The organism is Polaribacter glomeratus (genome assembly GCF_002954665.1).
GTDB classification, from domain to species: Bacteria; Bacteroidota; Bacteroidia; order Flavobacteriales; family Flavobacteriaceae; genus Polaribacter; species Polaribacter glomeratus.
This window is the reverse complement of sequence record NZ_MSCM01000001.1, coordinates 81,958-105,277: the sequence shown is the minus strand read 5'-3', so window position 1 is coordinate 105,277 and position 23,320 is coordinate 81,958. Positions and strand designations below refer to the sequence as shown.

The 23,320-nt window shown below is 30.7% G+C and carries 25 protein-coding genes, 1 tRNA gene and 1 pseudogene; all 27 read left to right on the top strand.

The features are described from left to right. The 27 genes and pseudogenes from BTO16_RS00450 (at position 1) to udk (ending at position 23,303) form a co-directional block, all read left to right on the top strand. Complete coding sequence (locus BTO16_RS00450) at positions 1-1,533, top strand: cryptochrome/photolyase family protein (RefSeq protein WP_105021456.1); 1,533 nt, start codon at positions 1-3, stop codon at positions 1,531-1,533. Continuing rightward, positions 1,523-3,013, top strand: a complete 1,491-nt coding sequence (locus tag BTO16_RS00445; RefSeq protein ID WP_105019726.1) for a cryptochrome/deoxyribodipyrimidine photo-lyase family protein — start codon at positions 1,523-1,525, stop codon at positions 3,011-3,013. The genes BTO16_RS00450 and BTO16_RS00445 overlap by 11 nt, the downstream gene beginning before the upstream one ends. A gap of 95 nt (positions 3,014-3,108) precedes the next feature. After that, on the top strand, positions 3,109-3,543 hold the full coding sequence (locus BTO16_RS00440) for a hypothetical protein (protein WP_105019725.1): 435 nt from the start codon (positions 3,109-3,111) through the stop codon (positions 3,541-3,543). A 9-nt stretch (positions 3,544-3,552) separates the two neighbouring features. Beyond that, positions 3,553-3,825, top strand: coding sequence for a TIGR03643 family protein (locus BTO16_RS00435; RefSeq protein ID WP_407675507.1), 273 nt, complete (start codon positions 3,553-3,555; stop codon positions 3,823-3,825). Between the two features lie 58 nt (positions 3,826-3,883). Continuing rightward, on the top strand, positions 3,884-4,576 hold the full coding sequence (gene folE, locus BTO16_RS00430; protein WP_105019723.1) for a GTP cyclohydrolase I FolE: 693 nt from the start codon (positions 3,884-3,886) through the stop codon (positions 4,574-4,576). A 3-nt stretch (positions 4,577-4,579) separates the two neighbouring features. Then, positions 4,580-4,807: a 6-phosphofructokinase gene (locus BTO16_RS00425; RefSeq protein ID WP_105019722.1), complete on the top strand. Its 228-nt coding sequence runs from the start codon at positions 4,580-4,582 to the stop codon at positions 4,805-4,807. 77 nt (positions 4,808-4,884) lie between these two features. Further along, positions 4,885-5,100, top strand: coding sequence for a hypothetical protein (locus tag BTO16_RS00420; RefSeq protein ID WP_091894668.1), 216 nt, complete (start codon positions 4,885-4,887; stop codon positions 5,098-5,100). Between the two features lie 5 nt (positions 5,101-5,105). Continuing rightward, complete coding sequence (locus tag BTO16_RS00415; protein WP_105019721.1) at positions 5,106-5,789, top strand: SDR family NAD(P)-dependent oxidoreductase; 684 nt, start codon at positions 5,106-5,108, stop codon at positions 5,787-5,789. 17 nt (positions 5,790-5,806) lie between these two features. Beyond that, positions 5,807-6,277 carry a glutathione peroxidase gene (locus BTO16_RS00410; RefSeq protein WP_105019720.1) on the top strand — a complete coding sequence of 157 codons (471 nt, stop codon included), beginning with the start codon at positions 5,807-5,809 and terminating at the stop codon, positions 6,275-6,277. Positions 6,278-6,283: 6 nt separating this feature from the next. Next, on the top strand, positions 6,284-6,454 hold the full coding sequence (locus BTO16_RS00405) for a Lacal_2735 family protein (RefSeq protein ID WP_105019719.1): 171 nt from the start codon (positions 6,284-6,286) through the stop codon (positions 6,452-6,454). Beyond that, a pseudogene (locus tag BTO16_RS00400) lies at positions 6,454-6,915 on the top strand (TspO/MBR family protein). Before BTO16_RS00405 ends, BTO16_RS00400 begins: the two are co-directional and overlap by 1 nt. Position 6,916: 1 nt before the next feature. Then, on the top strand, positions 6,917-7,384 hold the full coding sequence (locus tag BTO16_RS00395; RefSeq protein ID WP_105019718.1) for an SRPBCC family protein: 468 nt from the start codon (positions 6,917-6,919) through the stop codon (positions 7,382-7,384). Between the two features lie 109 nt (positions 7,385-7,493). Then, positions 7,494-8,801 carry a cryptochrome/photolyase family protein gene (locus BTO16_RS00390; protein ID WP_105019717.1) on the top strand — a complete coding sequence of 436 codons (1,308 nt, stop codon included), beginning with the start codon at positions 7,494-7,496 and terminating at the stop codon, positions 8,799-8,801. Positions 8,802-8,879: 78 nt separating this feature from the next. Beyond that, positions 8,880-8,953: transfer RNA gene (locus tag BTO16_RS00385), tRNA-Thr, on the top strand. 190 nt (positions 8,954-9,143) lie between these two features. After that, positions 9,144-10,979: a WS/DGAT/MGAT family O-acyltransferase gene (locus BTO16_RS00380; RefSeq protein ID WP_105019716.1), complete on the top strand. Its 1,836-nt coding sequence runs from the start codon at positions 9,144-9,146 to the stop codon at positions 10,977-10,979. Next, complete coding sequence (locus tag BTO16_RS00375; protein ID WP_105019715.1) at positions 10,979-11,914, top strand: alpha/beta hydrolase; 936 nt, start codon at positions 10,979-10,981, stop codon at positions 11,912-11,914. Before BTO16_RS00380 ends, BTO16_RS00375 begins: the two co-directional genes overlap by 1 nt. Positions 11,915-11,923: 9 nt before the next feature. Next, complete coding sequence (locus tag BTO16_RS00370) at positions 11,924-13,084, top strand: alpha/beta fold hydrolase (RefSeq protein WP_105019714.1); 1,161 nt, start codon at positions 11,924-11,926, stop codon at positions 13,082-13,084. A gap of 2 nt (positions 13,085-13,086) precedes the next feature. Beyond that, positions 13,087-16,332 (top strand): HAD-IB family hydrolase, encoded by a 3,246-nt coding sequence (locus tag BTO16_RS00365; protein ID WP_105019713.1) that lies wholly within the window; start codon positions 13,087-13,089, stop codon positions 16,330-16,332. Positions 16,333-16,345: 13 nt separating this feature from the next. Then, positions 16,346-17,347 (top strand): NAD(P)H-dependent glycerol-3-phosphate dehydrogenase, encoded by a 1,002-nt coding sequence (locus tag BTO16_RS00360; protein WP_105019712.1) that lies wholly within the window; start codon positions 16,346-16,348, stop codon positions 17,345-17,347. Positions 17,348-17,357: 10 nt separating this feature from the next. Next, positions 17,358-17,870: a hypothetical protein gene (locus tag BTO16_RS00355; protein WP_105019711.1), complete on the top strand. Its 513-nt coding sequence runs from the start codon at positions 17,358-17,360 to the stop codon at positions 17,868-17,870. 7 nt (positions 17,871-17,877) lie between these two features. Beyond that, on the top strand, positions 17,878-18,681 hold the full coding sequence (locus BTO16_RS00350) for an AfsR/SARP family transcriptional regulator (RefSeq protein ID WP_105019710.1): 804 nt from the start codon (positions 17,878-17,880) through the stop codon (positions 18,679-18,681). A gap of 367 nt (positions 18,682-19,048) precedes the next feature. Further along, entirely contained in the window at positions 19,049-19,306 is a 258-nt protein-coding gene (locus BTO16_RS00345; RefSeq protein WP_105019709.1) for a hypothetical protein, read from the top strand. Between the two features lie 82 nt (positions 19,307-19,388). Then, complete coding sequence (locus tag BTO16_RS00340; RefSeq protein WP_105019708.1) at positions 19,389-20,228, top strand: hypothetical protein; 840 nt, start codon at positions 19,389-19,391, stop codon at positions 20,226-20,228. A gap of 30 nt (positions 20,229-20,258) precedes the next feature. Continuing rightward, positions 20,259-20,549 carry a hypothetical protein gene (locus BTO16_RS00335; RefSeq protein ID WP_105019707.1) on the top strand — a complete coding sequence of 97 codons (291 nt, stop codon included), beginning with the start codon at positions 20,259-20,261 and terminating at the stop codon, positions 20,547-20,549. A gap of 121 nt (positions 20,550-20,670) precedes the next feature. After that, on the top strand, positions 20,671-21,333 hold the full coding sequence (locus BTO16_RS00330; RefSeq protein ID WP_105019706.1) for a TetR family transcriptional regulator C-terminal domain-containing protein: 663 nt from the start codon (positions 20,671-20,673) through the stop codon (positions 21,331-21,333). Positions 21,334-21,335: 2 nt separating this feature from the next. Beyond that, the gene (locus BTO16_RS00325; protein WP_105019705.1) at positions 21,336-22,646 is read left to right on the top strand and encodes an ABC1 kinase family protein; all 1,311 of its coding nucleotides are present in this window, start codon (positions 21,336-21,338) and stop codon (positions 22,644-22,646) included. Positions 22,647-22,697: 51 nt separating this feature from the next. Further along, complete coding sequence (udk, locus tag BTO16_RS00320; protein ID WP_105019704.1) at positions 22,698-23,303, top strand: uridine kinase; 606 nt, start codon at positions 22,698-22,700, stop codon at positions 23,301-23,303. Positions 23,304-23,320: the final 17 nt, after the last annotated feature.

The window sequence follows — 23,320 nt, the reverse complement described above, 5'->3', positions numbered from 1 at the left end:
ATGAAAAAATTACGCTTACTTTTAGGAGATCAACTTAACAGCGAACATTCTTGGTTTTCAAAAACCGATGAAAATGTGATTTATTGTTTGTTTGAAATGCGCCAAGAAACAGATTATGTAACACATCACATTCAAAAAGTGGTTGGTTTTTTTGCTGCGATGAGAAACCTTGCCGAAGAATTAAAAAAAGCAAATCATAGCGTTATTTATTTTGATATTAATGACGTAAAAAATACCCAAAGTTTAGTAGAAAATATAGCACTTTTAATTAAGGAAAATAACATCGAAAAATTTGAATATTTAGCGCCTGATGAATATCGCTTAGACACGCAGATAAAGGATTTTTCTAACAGTTTAAAAATTGAATCCGAAGTTTTTTCAACAGAACATTTTTATACAGAAAGAGGCGATTTAAAAACTTTTTTTAAAGGAAAAAAGCAATTTTTGATGGAGAATTTTTATCGCCAAATGCGTAAAAAACATCAAATATTAATGGTTGATCAACAGCCAGAAGGTGGTAAATGGAATTTTGACGCAAGCAATCGAAAAAAATGGAAAGGAGATGCTTTAATTCCGCAAGAAATTAGTTTTGACAACAACGTTTCTGCTATTATTTCTGATCTAGAAAAAGCTGGAGTAAAAACGATTGGAAAGATTAATGCTGCTTATTTTGAATATCCTATTTCTAGAAAACAATCTTTGGTTCAATTGGCCTATTTCTGCGAGCATTTATTAGTTCATTTTGGCGATTACCAAGATGCGATGCATACAGATAAAATATATCTATTTCATAGCCGAATTTCCTTTGCGATGAACACAAAAATGATTTCGCCAAAAGAAGTTGTTGATACGGTTTTAGAAACCTATAGAAAGCAAGAAGATGAAATCGACATATCGCAAGTTGAAGGTTTTATAAGACAAATTTTAGGTTGGCGAGAATACATGAGAGGTATGTATTGGATGCTAATGCCAGCTTACAAAAAGGAAAACTTTCTTGGCAATACGAACAAATTACCAGACTTCTTTTGGACAGGGAACACCAAAATGAATTGTGTAAAAAATGCGGTTCATAATTCCTTAAACAATGGCTACGCACACCACATTCAACGATTAATGATTACCGGTAATTTTGCGCTTTTGGCACAAGTGCATCCAGATGAAATTGATGCTTGGTATTTGGGTATTTATGTAGATGCTATTGAATGGGTTCAGTTGCCAAATACGCGCGGAATGAGTCAGTTTGCAGATGGCGGAAAAATAGCAACAAAACCATATGTTTCTAGCGGAAGTTACATTAGTAAAATGAGTAATTATTGTGACACATGTGTGTATAAAAAAGCCAAGAAATTTGAAGATGATGCCTGTCCGTTTAATACGTTATACTGGAATTTTTTAGACGAAAAACAAGCACAATTAGCCTCTAACTTTAGAATGAAAATGATGTACAGTGTTTTAAACAAAATGTCATCCGAAGATAGATCAAAAATTAAAGAGAAAGCAAATCATATAATAGAAAATATAAATGAATATTAACAGAGAAGAAATACATGTAGTTTGGTTAAAACGTGATTTACGTTTACAAGATAACGAGGCAATTTACAACGCTTTACAATCTAACGAACGCACGCTTTTCTTATATGTTTTCGAAAATTCTTTATTAGAAGACCAACACTATAATGTACGCCATTGGAACTTTATAAAAGAATCTATAAGAGATCTTAACGAAGAATTAAAGAATTACAATACTAAAATTCTTTGTGTTCAAACAGAAGTTGTAAATGCATTTAACCAATTGTTAGGCACTTATAAAATAAATGGTGTTTTTTCACACCAAGAAACGGGTTTATTAATTACCTATAATAGAGACAAAGATTTTACAAGATATTGCAGGAATAACTCCATAAATTGGGTTGAAAATAAAAACAATGCTGTTTTAAGAGGATTGTTAAATAGAGAAGATTGGTTTGATAAATGGGAAGACTATATGACCCAAAATCTGATTAAAAATGAACTGAAATCAGAAAAATTTATTTCTTTTGATGAAATTACTGCGCTAGAAAAATACTTTCAGATTGTAGATTTAGAAACACCAAAAGAAGCTGTTTTTCAAAAAGGCGGCTCAAAAATGGGATGGAGATATGCCAATAGTTTTTTTGACAAACGTCACGAAAAATATATGTTTAACATCTCTAAGCCAGCATTAGCAAGAGAAAGTTGCAGCAGATTATCGCCTTATATTGCTTGGGGAAATGTATCTATTCGTCAAATTTATCAAAAAGCATGCGAAGTAAAAGACGCAGAAAACTCGAAACCTTTAGGTGCATTTGTTTCTAGATTGCGTTGGCAAGCACATTTTATTCAAAAGTTTGAAATGGAACACACCATGGAAAACGTAAGTCTGAACAAAGGATATCAGAAATTAAAAAAAAGCATCTCTGATGAATATCAAAAAGCTTGGCAAGAAGGAACTACAGGTTTCCCTTTAATTGATGCAAGTATGCGTTGTTTAACTGAAACTGGTTATTTAAATTTTAGAATGCGCGCAATGTTAATTTCTTTTTTTACCCATATTTTATGGCAGCCTTGGCAAGCAGCCTCGCAACATTTATCAAAATTATTTTTAGATTTTGAACCTGGTATTCATTTTCCGCAATTGCAAATGGGTTCTGGCGAAACAGGTATAAATACACTGCGTATCTACAATCCTATAAAAAATAGTTTAGAACACGATGCAGACGCTGTTTTTATAAAAAAATGGTGTCCAGAGTTGGCCGGATTACCCGTTCCGTTTATACACGAACCTTATATCATGACTCCGTTAGATGAGTTGTTTAACAATTTTAAATTGGGCGAAAAGTACCCGAGCCCAATTGTAGATATAAAATCTGCAAGAAAAAGAGCAAGTGACATTCTCTGGGAGTTAAAAAAAGATAAGGAAGTTGTAATAGAAAATAAACGCATTTTAAAAAAACATACTATTACAGAAAGAAATAGAATGCTAAAAAACAGCTAATCACTTCGCTATCATAACTTATAATATTTTGTTAAACTTTGTTTAACTTATTAAGCATAACGTTAAACATAATCTTTTTTTTTGTATATTTGTGTGTGTTTTACAATACAACATATAAAAACAGAGACGCAGAAGCTACAATTAACGATTTAATTGGCAAGCGTTACTCTTTTATTGAATCTATCAAATTAAAAGGGACAGGATCTAAAAGAATGATGATAGACGATGTTAGCATCGGTTTTAAAAAAATCATCAATTCTGTGAGTGATATCAATTACGGAAATATTGAGATCAGAGAAAAAGGACTTTTAGTTCACATTAACAAAGGGCTGAATAATTATAGTTGGGCAATTCCTTTTTATCAATTACATATTTACAAAACGAATGGCTACAGCCTACATGCGCAAGGAAACTTTGTTCGCTTTAAAACAAATAAGCTTTATACAGAAAACAAAAAATTTCTTGACAGAATTTTACAATTAAAGGTTGAAAACGAAGCCAATTATTCATTTTATGAACCTATTAAATAACCATTTATAATGCAATTAGACAGTATCGCAATCGATAGAATTATAGAAATGGCTTGGGAAGACCGAACTACTTTTGAGGCAATACAGTTTCAATTTGGTTTAAAAGAGCAAGAGGTTATCGATTTAATGAGAAAAGAAATGAAGCTGAAAAGCTTTAAAATGTGGAGAGAACGAGTGCAAGGCAGAAAAACCAAACACGAAAAATTGCGAGTTTTTGAAAAAGGAAGGTTTAAGTGTACAAGACAAAGAACAATAACAAATAACTCTATATCAAAAAGATAAAACGTGCTTTGCTTTTAAGTTTAGGGTACTTAATGACAGCACATTAAAAAGAAAAGATATGATTACAGAAACATTAACAGGAGAAAAAAAACAAACATTTAACAGTTTATCATTTGACGAAATTGGAGATGACCACTTATTTACAGGTTTAGAAACACCAATGAAACCAAATGCATTTGACATATCTGACGATGTGAAAAAAGAAAAAATTGCGGCTCTTTTTACACAGATAATGGATGTTATGGGCTTAGATTTAACAGACGATTCATTACAAGGGACTCCTAAGAGAGTTGCAAAAATGTATATTGATGAAATCTTTTCGGGCTTAAATCCTGCAAATAAACCAAAAGTTGCATTGTTTGATAATAAATACAAATACAACCAAATGTTGGTTGAAAAGAATATTACTTTTTACTCGAATTGCGAACATCATTTTGTGCCAATTATGGGAAAAGCACATGTTGCTTACATTTCATCAGGAAAGGTAATTGGATTATCTAAATTAAATAGAATTGTACAATATTATGCAAAAAGACCCCAAGTGCAAGAGCGCTTAACAAATCAAATTGCAGAAGAATTAAAAGCAATTTTAGAGACAGATAACGTTGCTGTAATTATAGATGCAAAACACTTGTGTGTTTCATCTAGAGGTGTAAAAGACGATACATCTTCTACAGTAACTTCTTATTTTGGTGGTGTTTTTAACACATCAGAAAAAATAGCAGAATTACAAAACACTTTAAATTACTAAGCCATGGAATTAATTAAAAAAGCCTTAGAGTTCGAAACAAGAAAAATGAGATTTCCTACAACTAGCGATCGCATTTTAGCTTCTAGAGAAGCAAAAGCTCTAATTTTAAGTCTAAACGAAGTTTACAAAGAGAGCAAAGACAAAAAAATAATGGACATTATGAAACGCTTAACATCTGTTAAACAAAGAATTGAGAAGCGTCTAAAAGGGAAACCACTTACTGCCTCTTAATAAAGCGTTTTTTTTGTTGATTTTCTAACTTTTATAATTATATTCACAGATTAGTAAAAATTAGGAAAAAACAAGAAATGAATTTAATTGAAAGAGCTATAGAGTTTGAGAACAGAAAATTCTCATTCAAAACAACTAGCGACAGAATTTTAGCATCTAGAGAAGTAAAAGCACTTATTCTAGAACTTAATGAAGTTTATAAATCAGAAAAAGATCCAGAAATGATGGATCTAATGAAGCGCTTAACTGCTGTAAAGCAGAAAATAGAAAAGCGCTTAAAAGGAAGACCATAAAGCATATGAAGAAAATAGTAGTAATTGGGGGTAGTAAAGGAATTGGTAATGCAATCGTTAAATCTTTGGTTGAGAACAACCAAGTAGTTAATATAAGTAGATCAGTTCCTCTACTTTCTCATACAAATCTTACTCATTTTTCTTGCGACATTCTTAATGACGAATTGCCTGATATTGATCAAATAGATTCTCTTATTTATTGTCCAGGAAGCATCAATTTAAAACCTATTTCTAGATTAAGTCTAGATGATTTTAGAACAGATTATGAAATTAATGTTATCTCCGCTGTAAAAGCCATTCAACACTTCTTACCTGCTTTAAAAAAAGGGACGAATCCGTCTATTTTATTATTTAGTACCGTTGCTGCAAAATTAGGCATGCCTTTTCATGCAAGTGTAGCAGCTGCAAAGTCTGGTGTAGAAGGTTTAGCAAAATCTCTAGGGGCAGAATTAGCGCCAACAATTAGAGTAAATGCAATTGCACCTACAGTAACAGATACCGATTTGGCGTCAAAATTATTAAGAAACGAAAGAATGATCGAGAGCATTACAGAACGTCATCCTCTTAAAAAATTCCTAGCTCCGCAAGAAGTGGCAGATATGGCTACTTTTTTAATTTCTGATAAAGCACGTTCTATTTCTGGTCAAATTTTTGAACTAGATTGTGGAATAGTAAGCTTTAAAATATAATCTAACTCACTTAACAAATGAATCTTTACGATATTAAAATTGATAGTTTACAAGGTAAACCTATAAATCTATCTGACTTTAAAAAAAAATATATATTATTTGTAAATGTTGCTTCTAAATGCGGATTTACACCTCAATACAAAGATTTAGAAACTTTAAGCGCAACCTACAAAGACAACTTAGTGGTTATCGGAGTTCCCTGTAATCAGTTTGGAAAACAAGAACCTGGAAATGCGGATGAAATTCAAGAATTTTGTCAAGTAAATTATGGTGTTTCTTTTTTAATGACCGAAAAGATTGATGTAAAAGGAGACCATCAACACCCTTTGTATACGTGGCTTACTACTAAAGAAATGAACGGTAATAAAAGTTCTTCAGTAAAATGGAACTTTCAGAAATACTTTGTGGATACAGAAGGTGCTTTAATAGATTATTATTTCTCATTAACAAGCCCTACAAGCTCAAAAATTACTAAATATTTAAAATAAAAAAATATGTTTAATATATTTAAAAAAAAATCTGAAATTGACAAACTACAAGATTCTTATAAAAAGTTAATGGAAGAAGCTTATAAATTGCAATCTATTAATAGAAGTGATAGTGATCAAAAGTATTTCGATGCCGATGTGATTCTTAAAAAAATAGAAGAAATTCAAGGTAAATAATGAAACAGTTTCGTTTAACCATTTTATTTTTAATAATTAATTTTGGTGGCTTAGCCATTGGAAGTTGGTTAATGGATAACGGTCCTTTAACAGATTGGTACACAAATTTAAATCAAGCACCTTGGACGCCGCCAGGAATTGTTTTTGGCATTGCTTGGACTCTTATTATGATTTGTTTTTCAATTTATTTAGGGAAACTTTTTTTAGAAGATACTTCTAAGAAAATGAAAATTATTTTTCTAATTCAATTTATTTTAAATGTAAGTTGAAACTTTATTTTCTTTAATCAGCATTTAGTCTTAGTCGGCTTAATTACAATTACACTACTAACTTCACTCCTATTTATCTACTTCTTTAAATTAAGTAGCAAAGTAGGCAATTATAAATATTTACTTTTACCATATATGATTTGGCTTTGTATTGCAACATCTTTAAATCTATACATTTTAGTTCATAATTAACATGAAAATATACACGCTTCATAAATCACAAAAATTACCAATTACGGTAGATCAAGCTTGGGACTTTTTGTCAAATCCAAAAAATTTAAAAATAATTACGCCAGATTACATGAGTTTCAATATTATTTCTACTATTGACAGACCTTTGTATACTGGACAAATTATACAATATATTGTTACTCCAATTCTTGGGATAAAAACAAAATGGGTTTCAGAAATTACACACATAGAAGATAAAAAATATTTTGTTGACGAGCAGATGTATGGACCATATGCATTATGGCATCACAAACATTTTATCAAAGAAATTGATGGTGGCGTAGAAATGGAAGATATTATTGATTATAAAGTTCCATTAGGAATTTTAGGACAATTGGTTCATCCTTTCTTAGTAAAACCAAAACTAGAAGAAATTTTTGCCTACAGACAAAAAAAATTACTAGAGCTCTTTGGTGAGTATAAAAAGTAAAAAAATATTATTTTTGCCATAAATTCAAGAATTCAAGATCTTTTAAAGATCTAAAATTTTTGAATTTGTGGCATTTTTATTTTCACAAATCAAACTAAAAACAAAAAACATGAAAACAACAATAAATATTTTTTGGTTTAGAAGAGATCTGCGTTTAGACGATAATTGCGGATTATTTAATGCGCTTTCTTCGGATAAAAAAGTACTTCCTATTTTTATTTTTGATGAAGACATCCTAAATAAATTACCAACAGATGACTCCCGTGTTTCGTTTCTTCATCAGGAATTAGAAAATATTCAGCAGCAACTTTTAAAAATGAATAGCAGTATTTCTGTTTTTCATGGAAAACCAATGGAAATTTTCAAAGATTTATCAGAAAAATACACCATTGATACTGTTTTTACAAATCATGATTATGAGCCGTATGCGCTTCAAAGAGATTTAGAAATTTCATCATTTTTAGAATCAAAAGATAGCAGTTTTAAAACGTTTAAAGACCAAGTAATTTTTGAACGAGATGAAATTGTAAAAAAAGACGGAACGCCCTATAAAGTATACACACCCTATTCAAAAAAATGGCTAGAAGCTTTTGAACTTCAAGGTATTGAGTTTTTTCCTTCGGAAGAAAAATTAGAAAATTTTATCAAAAATGAAACTATTCAATTTTTATCCTTAGAAGAAATTGGTTTCAAGACATCTTCTATAAAAGTAGCTTCTTATAAAGTAGACGCTACTTTAATTGATACTTATGAAGAAACTAGGAACTTTCCTGCAAAAAACAGTACTTCTAGACTAGGAACTCATTTACGTTTTGGAACGGTAAGCGTAAGGAAAATGGTTGATAAAGGATCAAAAAGCAACAATATTACTTTTTTAAAAGAGTTAATTTGGCGCGAGTTTTTTATGCAAATATTATGGCATTTTCCACATACCACAAAAGACAGCTTTAAGCCACAATACGATAGAATTTTATGGCGAAATAACGAAGAAGAATTCAAAGCTTGGTGTCAAGGAAAAACAGGATACCCATTAGTAGATGCAGGCATGCGAGAATTAAACCAAACAGGTTTTATGCACAATAGAGTGCGTATGTTGGTTGGTAGTTTTTTATGTAAACATTTATTAATAGACTGGAGATGGGGCGAAGCTTATTTTGCAGAAAAACTGCACGATTATGAACAATCTAGTAATATTGGTAATTGGCAATGGGTTGCAGGAACTGGCGTTGACGCATCCCCTTATTTTAGAATTTTTAACCCAACCACTCAGATTCTTAAATTTGATAAAAAGTTAGAATACATCAAAAAGTGGGTTCCAGATTTTCAAGAATTTACGTATTCTAAAGAGATTGTAGATCATAAAATAGCAAGAGAACGCTGTTTAAAAACCTATAAAGCGGCATTACAAGAATTTTAAATTGTTTTGTTAAAAAAAAAGCATTTTTATCTTGGTAAACTTCAATTTTAGTATTTAATTTGCGCACTTAAAATAAAAGCCGATGTAGCTCAGCTGGCTAGAGCAGCTGATTTGTAATCAGCAGGTCGTGGGTTCGAGTCCCTCTATCGGCTCAAATACTAAAAGTCTCAAAAAATTAATTTTTTGAGACTTTTTTTTTACCAAAAATTGGCTAAAAGTCTATAATTTCAAATTAGAAAATGTAACTAAAATTATTTATCTTGCAGAGTGGAGAAATTTATAGAAAAAGATATAAACGCTTTGTTTCTCAGCAAAAAATTGAATATATAAATTTAGAAATACATGGCTAATAAGGTAATTAAAGATCTTTTACAAGAAGTTTTAGACAGTTCTATACAACAAGTATCTGGGCAAGATGCTACATTTTTGTATGCAGAATCTCCAACTAGCCCTATGCATGTTGCAACTTTAACAATTGTTGAAGGTTCTATAGAATTTAATGATTTTAGAGAAATAGTAGCTTCGAAACTGCATTTAATACCTAAGTTTAGAAAGAAACTTTTAAATGTTCCTTTAAATTTAGACAATCCATATTGGGTAGATGATCCAAATTTTGATATTGATTTACATATCAACAGATTAAAACTTCCAGATCCTGCAAATTGGAAAACATTAAGAGAGATGACTTCTTCTATTTTTAGTAGTCCTTTAGATTTAAGAAGACCTTTGTGGTCTATCGATTTTATTGAAGGTTTAGATGAAGTTTCTCAAGTACCTAAAGGATCAATTGCTATTGTGTCTAAAATTCATCATGTAATGATTGATGGAAGCTCTGGAGTTGGTGTTATGAGTATTTTGTTTGATAAGAGTGAAGAAGACAAAAATAAAAAACCATCAAAACCAAAGCCTTACGAACCAGAACCGTTGCCGGATGAAATAAGTTTACTGATAAAAAGCACCTATGGTTTTCTTAAAAACCCATTAAAGGTTCCTAAATTAATTGGAGAAACTGCATTTTCTTTTATAAAAGGAAGAATGAATAATCAATTAAATAGCAAACGATCGCCACTTAAAAGCGCTTACGCTACTCCAAAAACAATTTTTAACGAATCTGTTTCTCCTAAAAGAACTTGGGGAACTGCCATTTTATCTTTTGATAGAATAAATACGCTTCGTAAAATTATGGAGGTTAGTATTAACGATTTAATTTTAGCAATTTGTGCAGGTGCTATACGAAGATATTTAGAAGAGCGAGAAAAATTACCAGTTCAACCCTTAGTTGCCAATGTTCCTATTTCTATTCGTGTAAAAGGCGAAGAGCAAAAAATGAACAATCAGATTTCTAATATGCTGGTTAAAATTGGTACGCATATTAAGAACCCTATTGAACGTTTAGAATTTATACAAGAACAAACTAGTTTAGGAAAGTCTAAACACAAAGCCGTTGGCGCAAAAGCACTTTCTAAAATGGCAGACGCAGTGCCTTTTGGTTTGGCAAATTTAGCTGCTGGTTTGTATAGCAAATACAATATTAAAGAATTTCACAGACCGCCTTTTAATGTTACTATTACAAATGTTCCTGGACCACAGAATCCGTTGTATTTAAAAGGTCATAAAATTGTTGGTATTTTTGGGTTGGCACCTGTTTTAGACGGCTTTGGGTTGATTATAGCCGCGTTTAGTTATAATGGTTCGGTTTCTATCACCACTACTTCTGATGCTAAAACAATGCCAGATGCAGATAAGTTTTCTAGATATATTAGAGAATCTGCAAATGAACTAGAATTACTTATTTTAGCAAAAGAAAAGGAAAAAACAGTCGAAAAAATTCAAAAAATTAAAAGTTTAGTATTTTTTACAGCATTTAAAAAATATATAAATGAAGATGAAAATAGAAGAGAAAAAGCTATTGGTTTATATGATTTTGATCTAAATATAAGCGAGTCAGAAACTAATTATCAGCTAGCAGTTTTAAAAGAAAGTGTTTCTGTTAAAAAGAAAAAAACAACAAAACCTACTGTAAAAATTGAAATTGATGACGATAATTTAATGAATCTTTATAAAAAGAATTTATTGTTACAAGAAACCATCATTCAAGAAAGAGTAAAACTTACAGGAACAAAAAAGAACGTTGATAAATTCTCTCAACTGCTTTCTGAATTTTTAGAAAAAAATTAATGGGTTTTACAACAAGCACCTTTAAAACAGTGGATGATGAAACTATTTTCTATTACAAATGGCCATCAGACAAAAACATACCCTTAAAAGGAATTGTACAAATTGCTCACGGAGTTGGTGAACATGCCGGTAGGTATTATCCAATAGCAGAAAAATTGCAAAATGAAGGTTTTGAAGTATATGCTAACGACCATAGAATTCACGGAAAATCAGTAAAAAATCATGATTATTTAGGGTATTATGATGGTGATGATTATTTTTTAGATGCTTTAAACGATATGCGTAAGCTTACAGAAATTATCCAAAAAGAACATCCGAAGAAAAAAATAATTTTATTTGGTCATAGTATGGGTTCTTTATTAAGCAGAGAATATGTTACTAAATATGGTGATGATTTAGATGCTTTAATTTTATCCGGAACGGCAAGTTTTATGAAAGGTTTGGGACCTGTTGGTCTTTTTAGCGCAGATATTTTAGGCAAAATAAATGGCAAACATAGAAGTAATGAATTATTAAAAAGTCTGTTTTTTACTCAGTTTAATAAAAAGTTTAAACCAAACAGAACAAAAGTAGATTGGATTAGTAGTGATGAAGACCAAGTTGATTTATTTGAAGCCGATCCGTTAAGAGTTGAAGATTTTTCTTTAAGTGTTTTTAGAGATATCTTAAAAGGAACTAAGAAAATTAGTTTAACTGAAACTTTTGAAAACACGCCAAAAGACTTGCCTATTTTAATTTTTTCGGGTGATAAAGATCCCGTTGGAGAAATGGGAAAAGGCGTACAAAAAGTGGCAAATAAATATAAAAAAGCGGGCATTAAAGATCTAACACTAAGGCTTTACGAAGGTGGCAGACATGAAATGCTAAATGAAATTAATAAAAATGAAGTTGAACAAGATGTCATTAATTGGCTAAATGATAGAATTAAGGCATAAACTATAAAAATGGAAAACAATAAAACTCTCTATACCTCCTTTACAAAACTTGCGTTAAAAGTTGCGATGTCTAAAGGCCTAACCTTACTAAAAGCAAAAGACATCGTTATTCGAAAGTTTGAACTTCATCCTTTCGAGGAAATGATTATTGGCCTTATTGATGATAATAAACTTATAAAAAAAGAGATAAATACATTATTGAACGAATGCATATCTGTTTGTGAAGATTTTGGTCCTGATAGAGATTATGTAACTTTAATTATTGTGCTAGATAGAATAAACAAAGTTAAGCCTGCAAAAAAAGGCAGCAACGAAATTGCAAATCAAGTGCTAATTACCTTTAAAGAAAAGATTGAAGAAATAAATACAAGAATAGAATCGCCACCATTATTTAATGTATTGTTAGAAACAAGATCTGTTGTAGAGTGGGTTTCTATGTTTGGTATTTATCCGTTTATACCAAAACACAAAGCGAGTAAAAATAGACCCGTTTTATTAATGCCTCCTTATTTAGGAAATGATTTATCTACTACTTTTGTTAGAAATTATCTTAGATCTGTTGGCTTTAAAACCTATAAATGGGAGTTAGGTGTAAACATGATTAACTCAAAATCATTGCCAAAATTGATAGAAAAGCTAGACGAAATCTTTGAAAAACATCAAGAAAAAGTAAGTCTTGTTGGCTGGAGTGGCGGCGGAATTTTTGCAAAAATAATTGCAAATAGACATCCTGATAAAGTAGAACAATTAATTACAATTGGTTCTCCTGTTTGGGGTGTTAAAAACATGAAAACGCCTGTAGTTCGATCTTTAGAATTTTTAAGAGGACGAAAATTAAAGGAAAGAAATGATAAATTTATTAAAGAATTAGAAGAAATTCCGGATGTACCCGTAACCTGCATTTACACAAAAACCGATGGACTTTTACCTTGGAAACACTGTATGGAAGCAGAAACATTAAGAAAAGACATAAAAAATATTGAAGTTTTTGGAAGTCATTGTGGTATGGGTGCAAACGCATCTGTACTATTAACCGTTGCAAATTCTTTAAACACAAATATTACTGGCAAAAAACCAGAAGGAATCATTACTAAGGTTGAAAGTTTATTTTTCCCTGAGTTTTGGGAACAAAAAGGAATATCAAAATTTACAAACCTCTTTTTTAGCTAATTATGGAACATAGTTTACAGAATATTATAGCGCATCCTAAATTTCAAGAAAAACTACAAGAAATTGCTGAAGAGCAAAAAACTGAATTTTCTGAAGTTCAAAAACAAGGAGCCGATTGTGTTGCAGAATTGTACTCGCAGCAGCATCCTATTGCAAATATGTTATCTGTAAAAGGGTTTCAATTTATGATGTCTAAAGCGTATAATAGCAAAATAGATATTGACCCTAAAGAAATAAAAAAATTGATGAAATTAATGCGACAAAATTCTGTTGCGTTTATTTTAACACACAAAACCTATTTAGATACTGTTGTTTTAGTAACCACTTTAGCTAGATATGGAATGCCTATTCCGTATACTTTTGGTGGTATTAATTTAGCCGTTCCTGGTTTTAAACAGTTGGGAAAAAAATCGGGTTTAATTTTTATCCGAAGAAGTTTTAAAGAAGACCAAATTTATAAAGCTGCTTTAAGACATTACATTTCTTGTATGATAGAAAACGGCGATCATTTAACTTGGAATATAGAAGGAACACGCTCTAGAACTGGTAAGATTGTCTACCCACAAATGGGGATTTTAAAATACATCATGGAGGGTGAGAAAGAAAGCACAAGAAACATAAAATATGTACCTGTTTCTATTGTGTATGATTTGATTCCGGATGTTAAAGAAATGACTGAAGAAGGCAAAGGTGTTGAAAAGAAATCTGAAAATATTGGCACTTTTATCAACTACTTTAAAAAATTAGGAAACGAATATGGTAAGGCTGCCATTAGATTTGGTGAACCTGTAGATGCTGGTGCACACCAAAATGCCATCATACCGGATATTGAAGAAGACAGTTATTCGGATGTAAATACATTGCCTCGGTTTGCTTTTGAATTGATTCATAATGCAAACATGATTACACCTGTAACGACTGTTTCATTGGTTTGTAATGTGTTGTTAAACAATTTTTCGCTTACCAAAAATGATATCGAGTTTAGTGTTATTAAGTTGATGAATTATATTGAACAACGTAAAAAAGATGTCTTAATTGAACGTGGAAAAAGCATTAGTGCATCTGTTCAAAAATCATTGAACTTACTACAAAGCTCAGGCATTATTCAAAAAAATAAAGCGGGCTATAAAACGCAATATAGCTTAGCTTCAACAGAGTTTTTATCAGCAACCTATTATGCAAATATGGCTTCTGCGCATTTGTACCATAGAGCTTTTATAGAAATGGCCTTGGTTAAAATTAAGGATGAAGACTCTTCGGGTAGAATTCTTTCTTTTTGGACAGAAATAATGCGATTAAGAAACTTGTTTAAATTCGAGTTTTTCTATACAAATAAACCTAAGTTTAGTAGTGAGATTGAAGCCGAATTAACCTTGTTTGATAAAAATTGGAGAGCTATTATTAGTGATCCAAAAGGAGATATAAACGGCTTATTAGCAAGACAAGAAATGTTTGTTTCTAAAGGTTTGTTATTAATTTATTTAGAAGCGAACAAAGTAGTTTGTCAAACTTTACATTCTTGGGATTTAGAAGATGAATTTACAGATGAAGATTTCATAGAGTTATGCCTTTTTAAAGGAAAAGAATTGCATTGGCAAAATAGAATTAGCAGGTTAGAAAGTGTTTCTAAACCCTTTTTAGTAAGCGCTTTACGATTGGCTAAAAATAGCAAACTTACTCCGATTAATAAAAAAATAGATATCAAAGAATTAGATATCTGGATGGATTTACTTGAAAATCTTACAGAACGATTACGCTTTTTACAAAAATTAGAAATTGTAAATACAAAGAAATTAATCAACCAAAGAAATGAAGAAAATGAATTTGTTCCTGGCGCCGAATTAAACAGTATTTCTGATGATGTTTTAGAAGATGAAGAAGGTTCGCATATTGCTGCATTTTTTGATTTAGACAGAACATTAATAAACGATTTTTCTGCCAAACAATTTTTAAAATCTCGTTTATTAAGTGGCAAATCTACTGCTAAAGAATTGCTTTCTCAATTAGCAACCGTTTTAGTATATGCCTCTGGGAATAGAGATTTTGAAATGCTTACAAAAATTTCTGCTTTAGGGGTAAAAGGCATCAAAGAAAAACAGTTTATAGATTTAGGCGAAGAAGTATATCAAGAACATTTAGCAAACACCATTTACCCAGAAGCAATTGCATTAATTGCATCCCATGTAAAAAGAGGACATCAAGTCGTTATTATATCTGCTGCAACCCGTTATCAAATAACACCAATTGCAAATGAGCTTGGCATCAAAGATATTTTCTGTACAGAAATGGAGGTCAGAAAAGGAAAATTTACTGGAGTCATCTCAGAAATGTGTTGGCAAGAAGGGAAAGCCAGAGCAGGTAGAACGTTTGCAAAAGCAAATAAAATAGATTTATCAAAAAGTTTTTTCTACACAGATAGTATTGACGATTATCCGTTGTTAGAAATTGTAGGCAAACCAATTGCTACAAATCCTGATACAAAATTATCTCAATTAGCTTTTGAAAACGATTGGAAAATTCTTCGTTTTCAAGAAAATAAAAGAAAACCTTTAGTTAACGGATTAAGAACTGGTTTGGCAGCTGCAAGTATTTATCCATCCGCTTTAAAAGGTTTATTAAAAGGATCTCTTTCTTTGTCTAGACAAGAAGGTGCAAATACTACTATTGCTAGTATTGGCGATTTAGGCACAAAACTGGCTGGTTTAGACATCAATGTAAAAGGAAAACATAATTTAGAAGATCATAGACCTGCCATTTTCTGTTTTAATCACCAAAGTTCTGCAGATTTTTTTATCCTATTAAAAATATTGAGAAAAGACATTGCTGGTATTGCTAAAAAGGAATTAGAATACACACCTGTTGGACCAATTTTTAAAGCGATGGGTGCTATTTTTATTGATCGTTCAAATAAAACAAAAGCGATTGCAGCGATGAAACCAGCAATAGAGGCCTTAAAAAAAGGAACCTCGATTGTAATTGCTCCTGAAGGAACAAGAAGCGGAACAAAAACTTTAGGTAAATTTAAAAAAGGTGCTTTTCATTTAGCAATAAAAGCTGGGGTGCCAATTGTACCAATTGTTATTAAAAACGCATATATGGCAATGCCAAAAGGAAGTAAAATATTTAAGCCTACACATATAGAAGTAGTAGTTTTAGATCCTGTAGACACTTCTGAATGGAAACCAAAAAACATAGATAGCTATGTTGAAGAAGTTAGAAATTTATTTTTAAAGGAATTAGAAAACTAATAAAACTAAAATTATGAAATTAAAAGTTGGATTGTTGGGTGGTGGTTCTTGGGGAACAACTGTTGCTTCCTTAACTGCAAAAAATAGCCCAACTATTATTTGGGCAAGAAACCAAGAAATAGTTGATGAAATTAATACGCATCACACAAATACCAAATATTTACCAAATGCAAAATTAACGCATTCTTTAAGAGCCTGTATTTCGATAAAAGAAACCGTTGAAGATGCCGATGTTATTGTTATGGGTGTACCTTCACAAAGTTTAAGAGAAGTTTTGGCAGAAGCAAAACCACATATTAGACCTTGGGTTCCTATTATAAATTTAGCAAAAGGATTAGAAATTAGCACAAAAATGCGAATGACAGAGGTAATTGAAGAATTAATGCCAGGACATCCAATTGGTGTTTTAACAGGTCCTAATTTAGCTAAGGAAATCCATTTTGGTAAAGCAGCAGCAGCAGTAATTGCGATGGTAGATCATTCTATTGCACAAAGTTTACAACCCGTATTTAGTTCGGGTTTATTTCGTGTATATACAAATGATGATGTTATCGGTTGCGAATTAGGCGGCGCTTTAAAAAATATTTATGCAATTGCAACAGGAATGGGCGATGGCTCAAATGCTGGAGATAATACGCGTGCTGCAATTATAACCAGAGGTTTGGCAGAACTTACACGTTTAGGCATTGCTATGGGCGGTAAAAAAAGCACCTTTTCTGGTTTAGCAGGAATGGGCGATTTGGTTGCTACTTGTTCTAGTGCTAAAAGTAGAAACCATCATGTTGGTTTTCAGTTAGGAAGAGGCAAAAGTTTAGAACAAATTATTAGCGAAATGAATGAAGTTGCCGAAGGTGTAAAAACCACAAAAGTGGTAATGGAACTTGCTAAACATTATAAAATTGACATGCCAATAGCAAAAGAAATTTATAAAGTATTGTATGAAGGCAACAACGTAAACGATGCTTTTAAAGGTTTATTAAAATATGAAACTGGCTCTGAAAAAGAACCAGGTTAAAATTAAAATAATGACAAAAAAACAAGACCAAACAGCCTCTTTTATGGTTCGTTTTAATCAACGAATATTTGAAGAAAATGGCGAATCTAAACTACAATGGCGCGGTAAAATTTCTCATGTTCAGGATGGCGAAGAAAAACGTTTTTCAGATTTTAATGATGCGCTTACTTTTATGCAACAAAAATTAGGCGAATTAACAGAAGAAGCTACAAAGCACCAAACTAGTGAAGAACAAGAAAGCATTATTCAAAAAAGCTTTTCTATGTGGAAAACCATTAAAGAAATTGGTCCTAAAGTTATTAGAGATACCTTAAAAGATCCTAAAAAACAGTTTACACATTTGCAAGATGAAATTCAGGATAAAATTAGCACATTTGGCGAAGAATTTTCTGAAAAAGTACAAATTGATCAATGGAGAAACGCATCAAGATCTGACTTTAATAAGATACAGAATCAGATAGAAAGCTTGTCATCAGAAATAACAAAACTTGCTGCAAAAATAGACACTATAAAAACGAAATAGTTGCGCTATGTCTAATGCTCTTCAACAATTACAAGAATTACAAGCCTTTCAAAAAGATGCGCAAATTAGCATTGAAACTTTAGGGCATTTTTGTGTGTGGAGAAATCACGAAAAAATTGATAGTAAAGAATGGGCAAGAGACAAAACAATTCAGTTATTACAATATTTAGTTTCTAATCGTAAACGAAATGCACTTCATAAAGAAAAAATTATGGATGGTCTTTGGGAAGATTGGAATGATCGTGATTTTAAAGTGGCGCTTCACGGAATTAATAAAGTTTTAGAGCCAAAAAGACTTTCTAGAACAGAATCAGAATATATTATAAGACAAGGTGTTAGTTATCAAATTGATTTAGAAAAGGTTTGGATTGATGTAGAAGCACTCGAAAAATATATTATTATTGGCAATGAAGCCTTTACAATTGATAACAATATTGCCAAAATAGCCTACAAAGCAGCTATCGATTTATACAAAGGTTCTTACTTACCAAACAGGATTTTTGAAGATTGGACATCCGAAGAAAGAGAAAAAACACAACTTTTAATTTTAGGTGCTTATATTACTTTGGCAGAAATTTTGCTACAAGAAAATCCTTTAGAAAGTATTCGCTTGGCACAAAATGCGTTGGCTATTGATGCTACTTGGGAAGATGCGTACAGGATACAAATGCAAGCGTATATTCTTAAAGGCAACAGACCACAGGCAATAAAAACGTACATGAAATGCGAAGTTATTTTAGAGGAAGAATATGGTATTTCTCCGCTTCCTGAAACAAAGAAACTTCTTAAAGAGATTGAGGAAATACATTAACTATTTAAGACTACGAATTCACGGATTTACACGGATTGTTGTTTTGAGATTACGCTAATGGTTTAAATAAAGACACAGATTTCACGGATTTACACGGATTGTTGCTATGAGTTTACGCTGCTGTTGTAATGAAAGACACAAATTTCACAAGTTTTCAAAGACTTTAGCTTAACTGATATGGCGTTAGATAAAATAAAAAAATCTAATCATTTTTACCTGTTACTATACACTTTAACACGTTTTATTAGTGAAAACCTTTGAAATCTGTATCAAAAAAAAACCTAAAACTACCAAAATATTAATTTGTAACTCATTTGTAACTACTCGTTTTTATATTTGCATCAAATTAGTATTAAAACTAAAGAAGATGAAAACAATTTCGAAAATAAACATTAAAGAACAAACCTTAAAACTAAACAGTTTTGCTTTAAAATCTACTGAAAAAGTAATTTTAAAAACTATTAGTAGTGCAGAAAATTTACAAGATAAAACTTCTAAAAAATTAAAAAGCACCTTAAAATTCACAGCGAAACAACAAGACAATTTCTTTAACAAGCTTGAAAATGGAAAAGGAATGATCTGGAAAAAACTAAATAAGTCATTAGATTTTTTTAGCAAAAACTAGTTTGTAACTCATTTGCAACTATCATAAATTAAATTTGCAGCATAAATAACAATAAAAAATAAAAACTTAAAACATATATATTATGGCAACTAAAAAGTCTAAAAAGGAAAACACATTAGGAAAAGCAAAAGCAATTGTTAAAAAAATTAATAACGATTTAATTGATGCTTCTTTCAACGCTATTGAAACTACCGTAAAAACTGGTGAGAAATGGCAAAAATTAACGGCTAAATTAATTAAGAAAGCAGAACCATTAACAAAACAACAAATTAATATGGTTGTTGAAACTGCAGAATCTATTAAAGGTCAATTAGAAAATAGTACAGAACGTTTAAAAGCATTAGTTGGTTATGATCCAAAAATGGTTGAAAACGCAAAAAAAATGATTAGTAAAAATCCTTTAGTTGAAAAAGCTGAAGCGATGAAAAATAAAATTGAAAAAGAAGTTGCAAGTAATAAATTAGTTCAGAAAGCAGAAAAAATGTCTTCTAAATTAAAAAAGAACATTTCTGAAACAATAGAAAACGTAAAAGATAGAATCGAAGATTATACAGAGGATGTTATTGAAGACGTTAAAGAAAAAGTAAGTGAAGCAACTGAAACAAAAAAAGCACCTATTAAAAAAGTTACTGTAAAAAAGACAGCTTCAAAAAAGAAGGTAGTTGCTAAAAAATTAGAAATCGTAGAAAAAGTAGTGGTTATAAAAACGGACGTTATTAATGACTTAAAAGTTATTAAAGGTATTGGACCCGTTTTAGAAAAAAGTTTAAATGAACTAAATGTTACTGCTTACGATCAAATTGCAAAAATGTCAATTACAGACTTAACTAAGTTATTAGATGATGCAGGAATAAATGCTAAAATCTATGATTTAGAAGGTTGGAAAGCTCAAGCAGCTTTAGCTTTAAAAGGAAATCTATAATTGAAACAATAACATTAAAAAAATACGAACATGAATACAAAAAAAATAAATAAAGCAAAGTTAACAGAGAAAGTTAACACGATTTTAGAAACTGCAAAAACATCTGTAAAAAAAGCAAATGAATATGCTTTACACACAACAGAAGAAGTAGTTACAGAAACTATTAGTGTTGCAAGTGAATGGCAACAAGTTGCTGACAAAGCATTAAAAGGCGGAGTGAAATTATTAGACAATCAACAAAATATTATTTTTGATACTTTAGAATCTTACAAAAATCATTTTGTTAGCGGTAAAAAAAGATTAGGCAAAATATTTGCTTAAATAACATTCCCAACTTTCTATAGAAACCAAGTTACTTTTTAACTTGGTTTTTTTTGTTTTATATACCTTGTTTTTCTTTAAACAACAAAACGTTTCGTATTTTTGCACTTTAAATCTTTATATGAAAAAAAAGAAAAATATTTCTAAATTAGACGTCCTAACAATGTACATGGATTTTGTTGTAGAAAGCCAACAAAAGCCAACAGACATAGAGGAATTCTGCGAAAGTGTAAGCATAGAAGAAGACCAATTTTACAGCCATTTTAAATCTATAAAAAGTGTAGAAAAAACAGTTTTTAAAGAACTTTTTAAAAACTCGATAGACGTTTTAAATGAAAGTGAAGAGTTTCCTGCTTTCGATAAAAAAAATAAACTAATCAGTTTATATTTTACTTTTTTCGAGAATTTAAATCTTAATAGAGAATATGTTTTAATCGCATTAAAAGGTTGTAAAAATAAATTAAACTCTTTTGGATCTCTTTCTGGTTTAAAGAAAAGTTTTATGGCTTTTGTAGCTCATTTAGACTTATCAGAAAGCATCTTACCTATTGATGGTTTAGAAAAAATTCAAAGAAAACTAATCAACGAATCTGCTTGGATTCAGTTGTATTTAACCGTGCAGTTTTGGTTAGAAGACACATCAGAATCATTTGAGAAAACAGATATTTTAATAGAAAAATCAATCAACACTAGCTTCGAACTTATAGAAAACAAATTTTTAAAAAATGTTTTCGACTTAGGAAAGTTTGTTTATAAAGAAAAGTTTCAAAAAAAGGTGATTTAAGTATGAAAAAAGCAAGTACGATTCCCATTTCAAAAATTCAACGTGCAACAAAATTAGTGGCAACTGGCGCCAAAGTTGGTGTGAATTATTTAAAGTATTATGGAGAAAAAATTTTAAATACAGAAGAAGAAGCCAGAGAAAAATTAAACAAATCAAATGCAGAAGACATTTACGATAGCTTAAAAGACTTAAAAGGAAGTCCGCTTAAAGTTGCACAAATGTTAAGTATGGATAAAAGCATTTTGCCAAGAGCATATGTAGAAAAATTTTCTTTAGCACAGTTTTCTGTACCACCACTTTCTGAAGCATTGGTATTAAAAACATTCAAAAAAAGTTTTGGAAAGTTTCCGTCAGAAATTTATGATGAGTTTGATGTAAAAGCTTACAATGCTGCAAGTATTGGACAAGTACATAAAGCTAAAAAAGACGGAAAAGAATTGGCCGTAAAAATTCAATATCCAGGAATTGCAGATAGCATTAAGTCTGATTTAGCATTACTAAAACCTTTTGTTATTAGAATGTTTAAAATGAAAGGCAAAATGTCTGACGATTATTTTCTTGAGGTTCAAGATAAATTATTAGAAGAGACAGATTATGTGTTAGAAATAAGTCAGAGTCAAGAAATTGTTGATGCGTGTAAACATATCCCAAATATATCGTTTCCTAATTATTATAAAGATTTGTCATCAAAACAAATTATTACGATGGATTGGATGAAAGGAATTCATCTTTCTGAATTTACGAATATCAACACAGATCAAGAAAAATCGAATAGTTTAGGACAAGCTTTATGGGATTTTTACATGTTCCAGATTCATAATTTAAAGAAAGTACATGCAGATCCTCATCCTGGAAACTTTTTAATTTCTGAAGACTTTAAACTAATCGCATTAGATTTTGGTTGTATGAAAACAATTCCATTAGATTTTTACAATCCGTATTTTGTATTGGCAAGAGAAGAAACATTGGCTGACAAGAAGCTTTTTGAAGAAAAAATGTATGAATTAGAAATTTTATTAGCATCAGACGGTAAAGAAGAATCAATATTTTTTAGTGCGATGTTTCATGAAATGTTAAGTATTTTTACACAACCTTTTCATGCAGAAACGTTCGATTTTTCTAACGAAGCCTTTTTTAATCAAATATCAGAATTTGGAGATAAGTTAACTAAAAGTTCAGAGTTAAGATCCTACAATGCAAGCAGAGGTTCTAAGCATTTTATTTATATGAACAGAACGTTTTTTGGTTTGTATAATTTAATGTTCGATTTAAAAGCGAAAGACATAAAAATTAATAATTTCATCACTTTATAAAAAGTTTATTATTTTAGTAAAATAATTTTCAAGAAAAATCAATTAAAATATATGCTAATTATAGGAATTGCCGGTGGAACTGGAAGTGGAAAAACGACCGTAGTAAGGCAAATTATAAAACATTTACCTACGGATGAAGTTTGTGTAATATCGCAAGACTCGTACTACAAGGCCACAGAAAATTTATCTTATGATCAACGAAAAAAGATAAATTTTGATCATCCAAGAGCTATTGATTTTGAGTTAATCGTAAAACATTTAATTGCGCTAAAAGCAGGTGAAATTATAGAACAACCTATCTATTCTTTTGTAACGCACAATAGAACAATCGACACGTTAAAAACACATCCACGAAAAGTGGTTATTGTAGAAGGAATTTTAATTTTTAACAGTGAAGAATTGCGTAACTTATTCGATATTAAAATCTTTGTACACGCAGATACAGACGAACGTTTGATACGAAGAATTCGAAGAGATATTACGGAAAGAGGCAGAGATATTGATGAAGTTTTAAACAGATATCAAGACACTTTAAAACCTATGCATCAGCAATTTATAGAACCAACGAAAAATTTTGCTGATATCATCATTCCTAATGATAGGTTTAATACTGTTGCCATTGATATTGTTAGAACTGTAATAAATGAACGTTTATAAATGAAGTTTTTTGATCG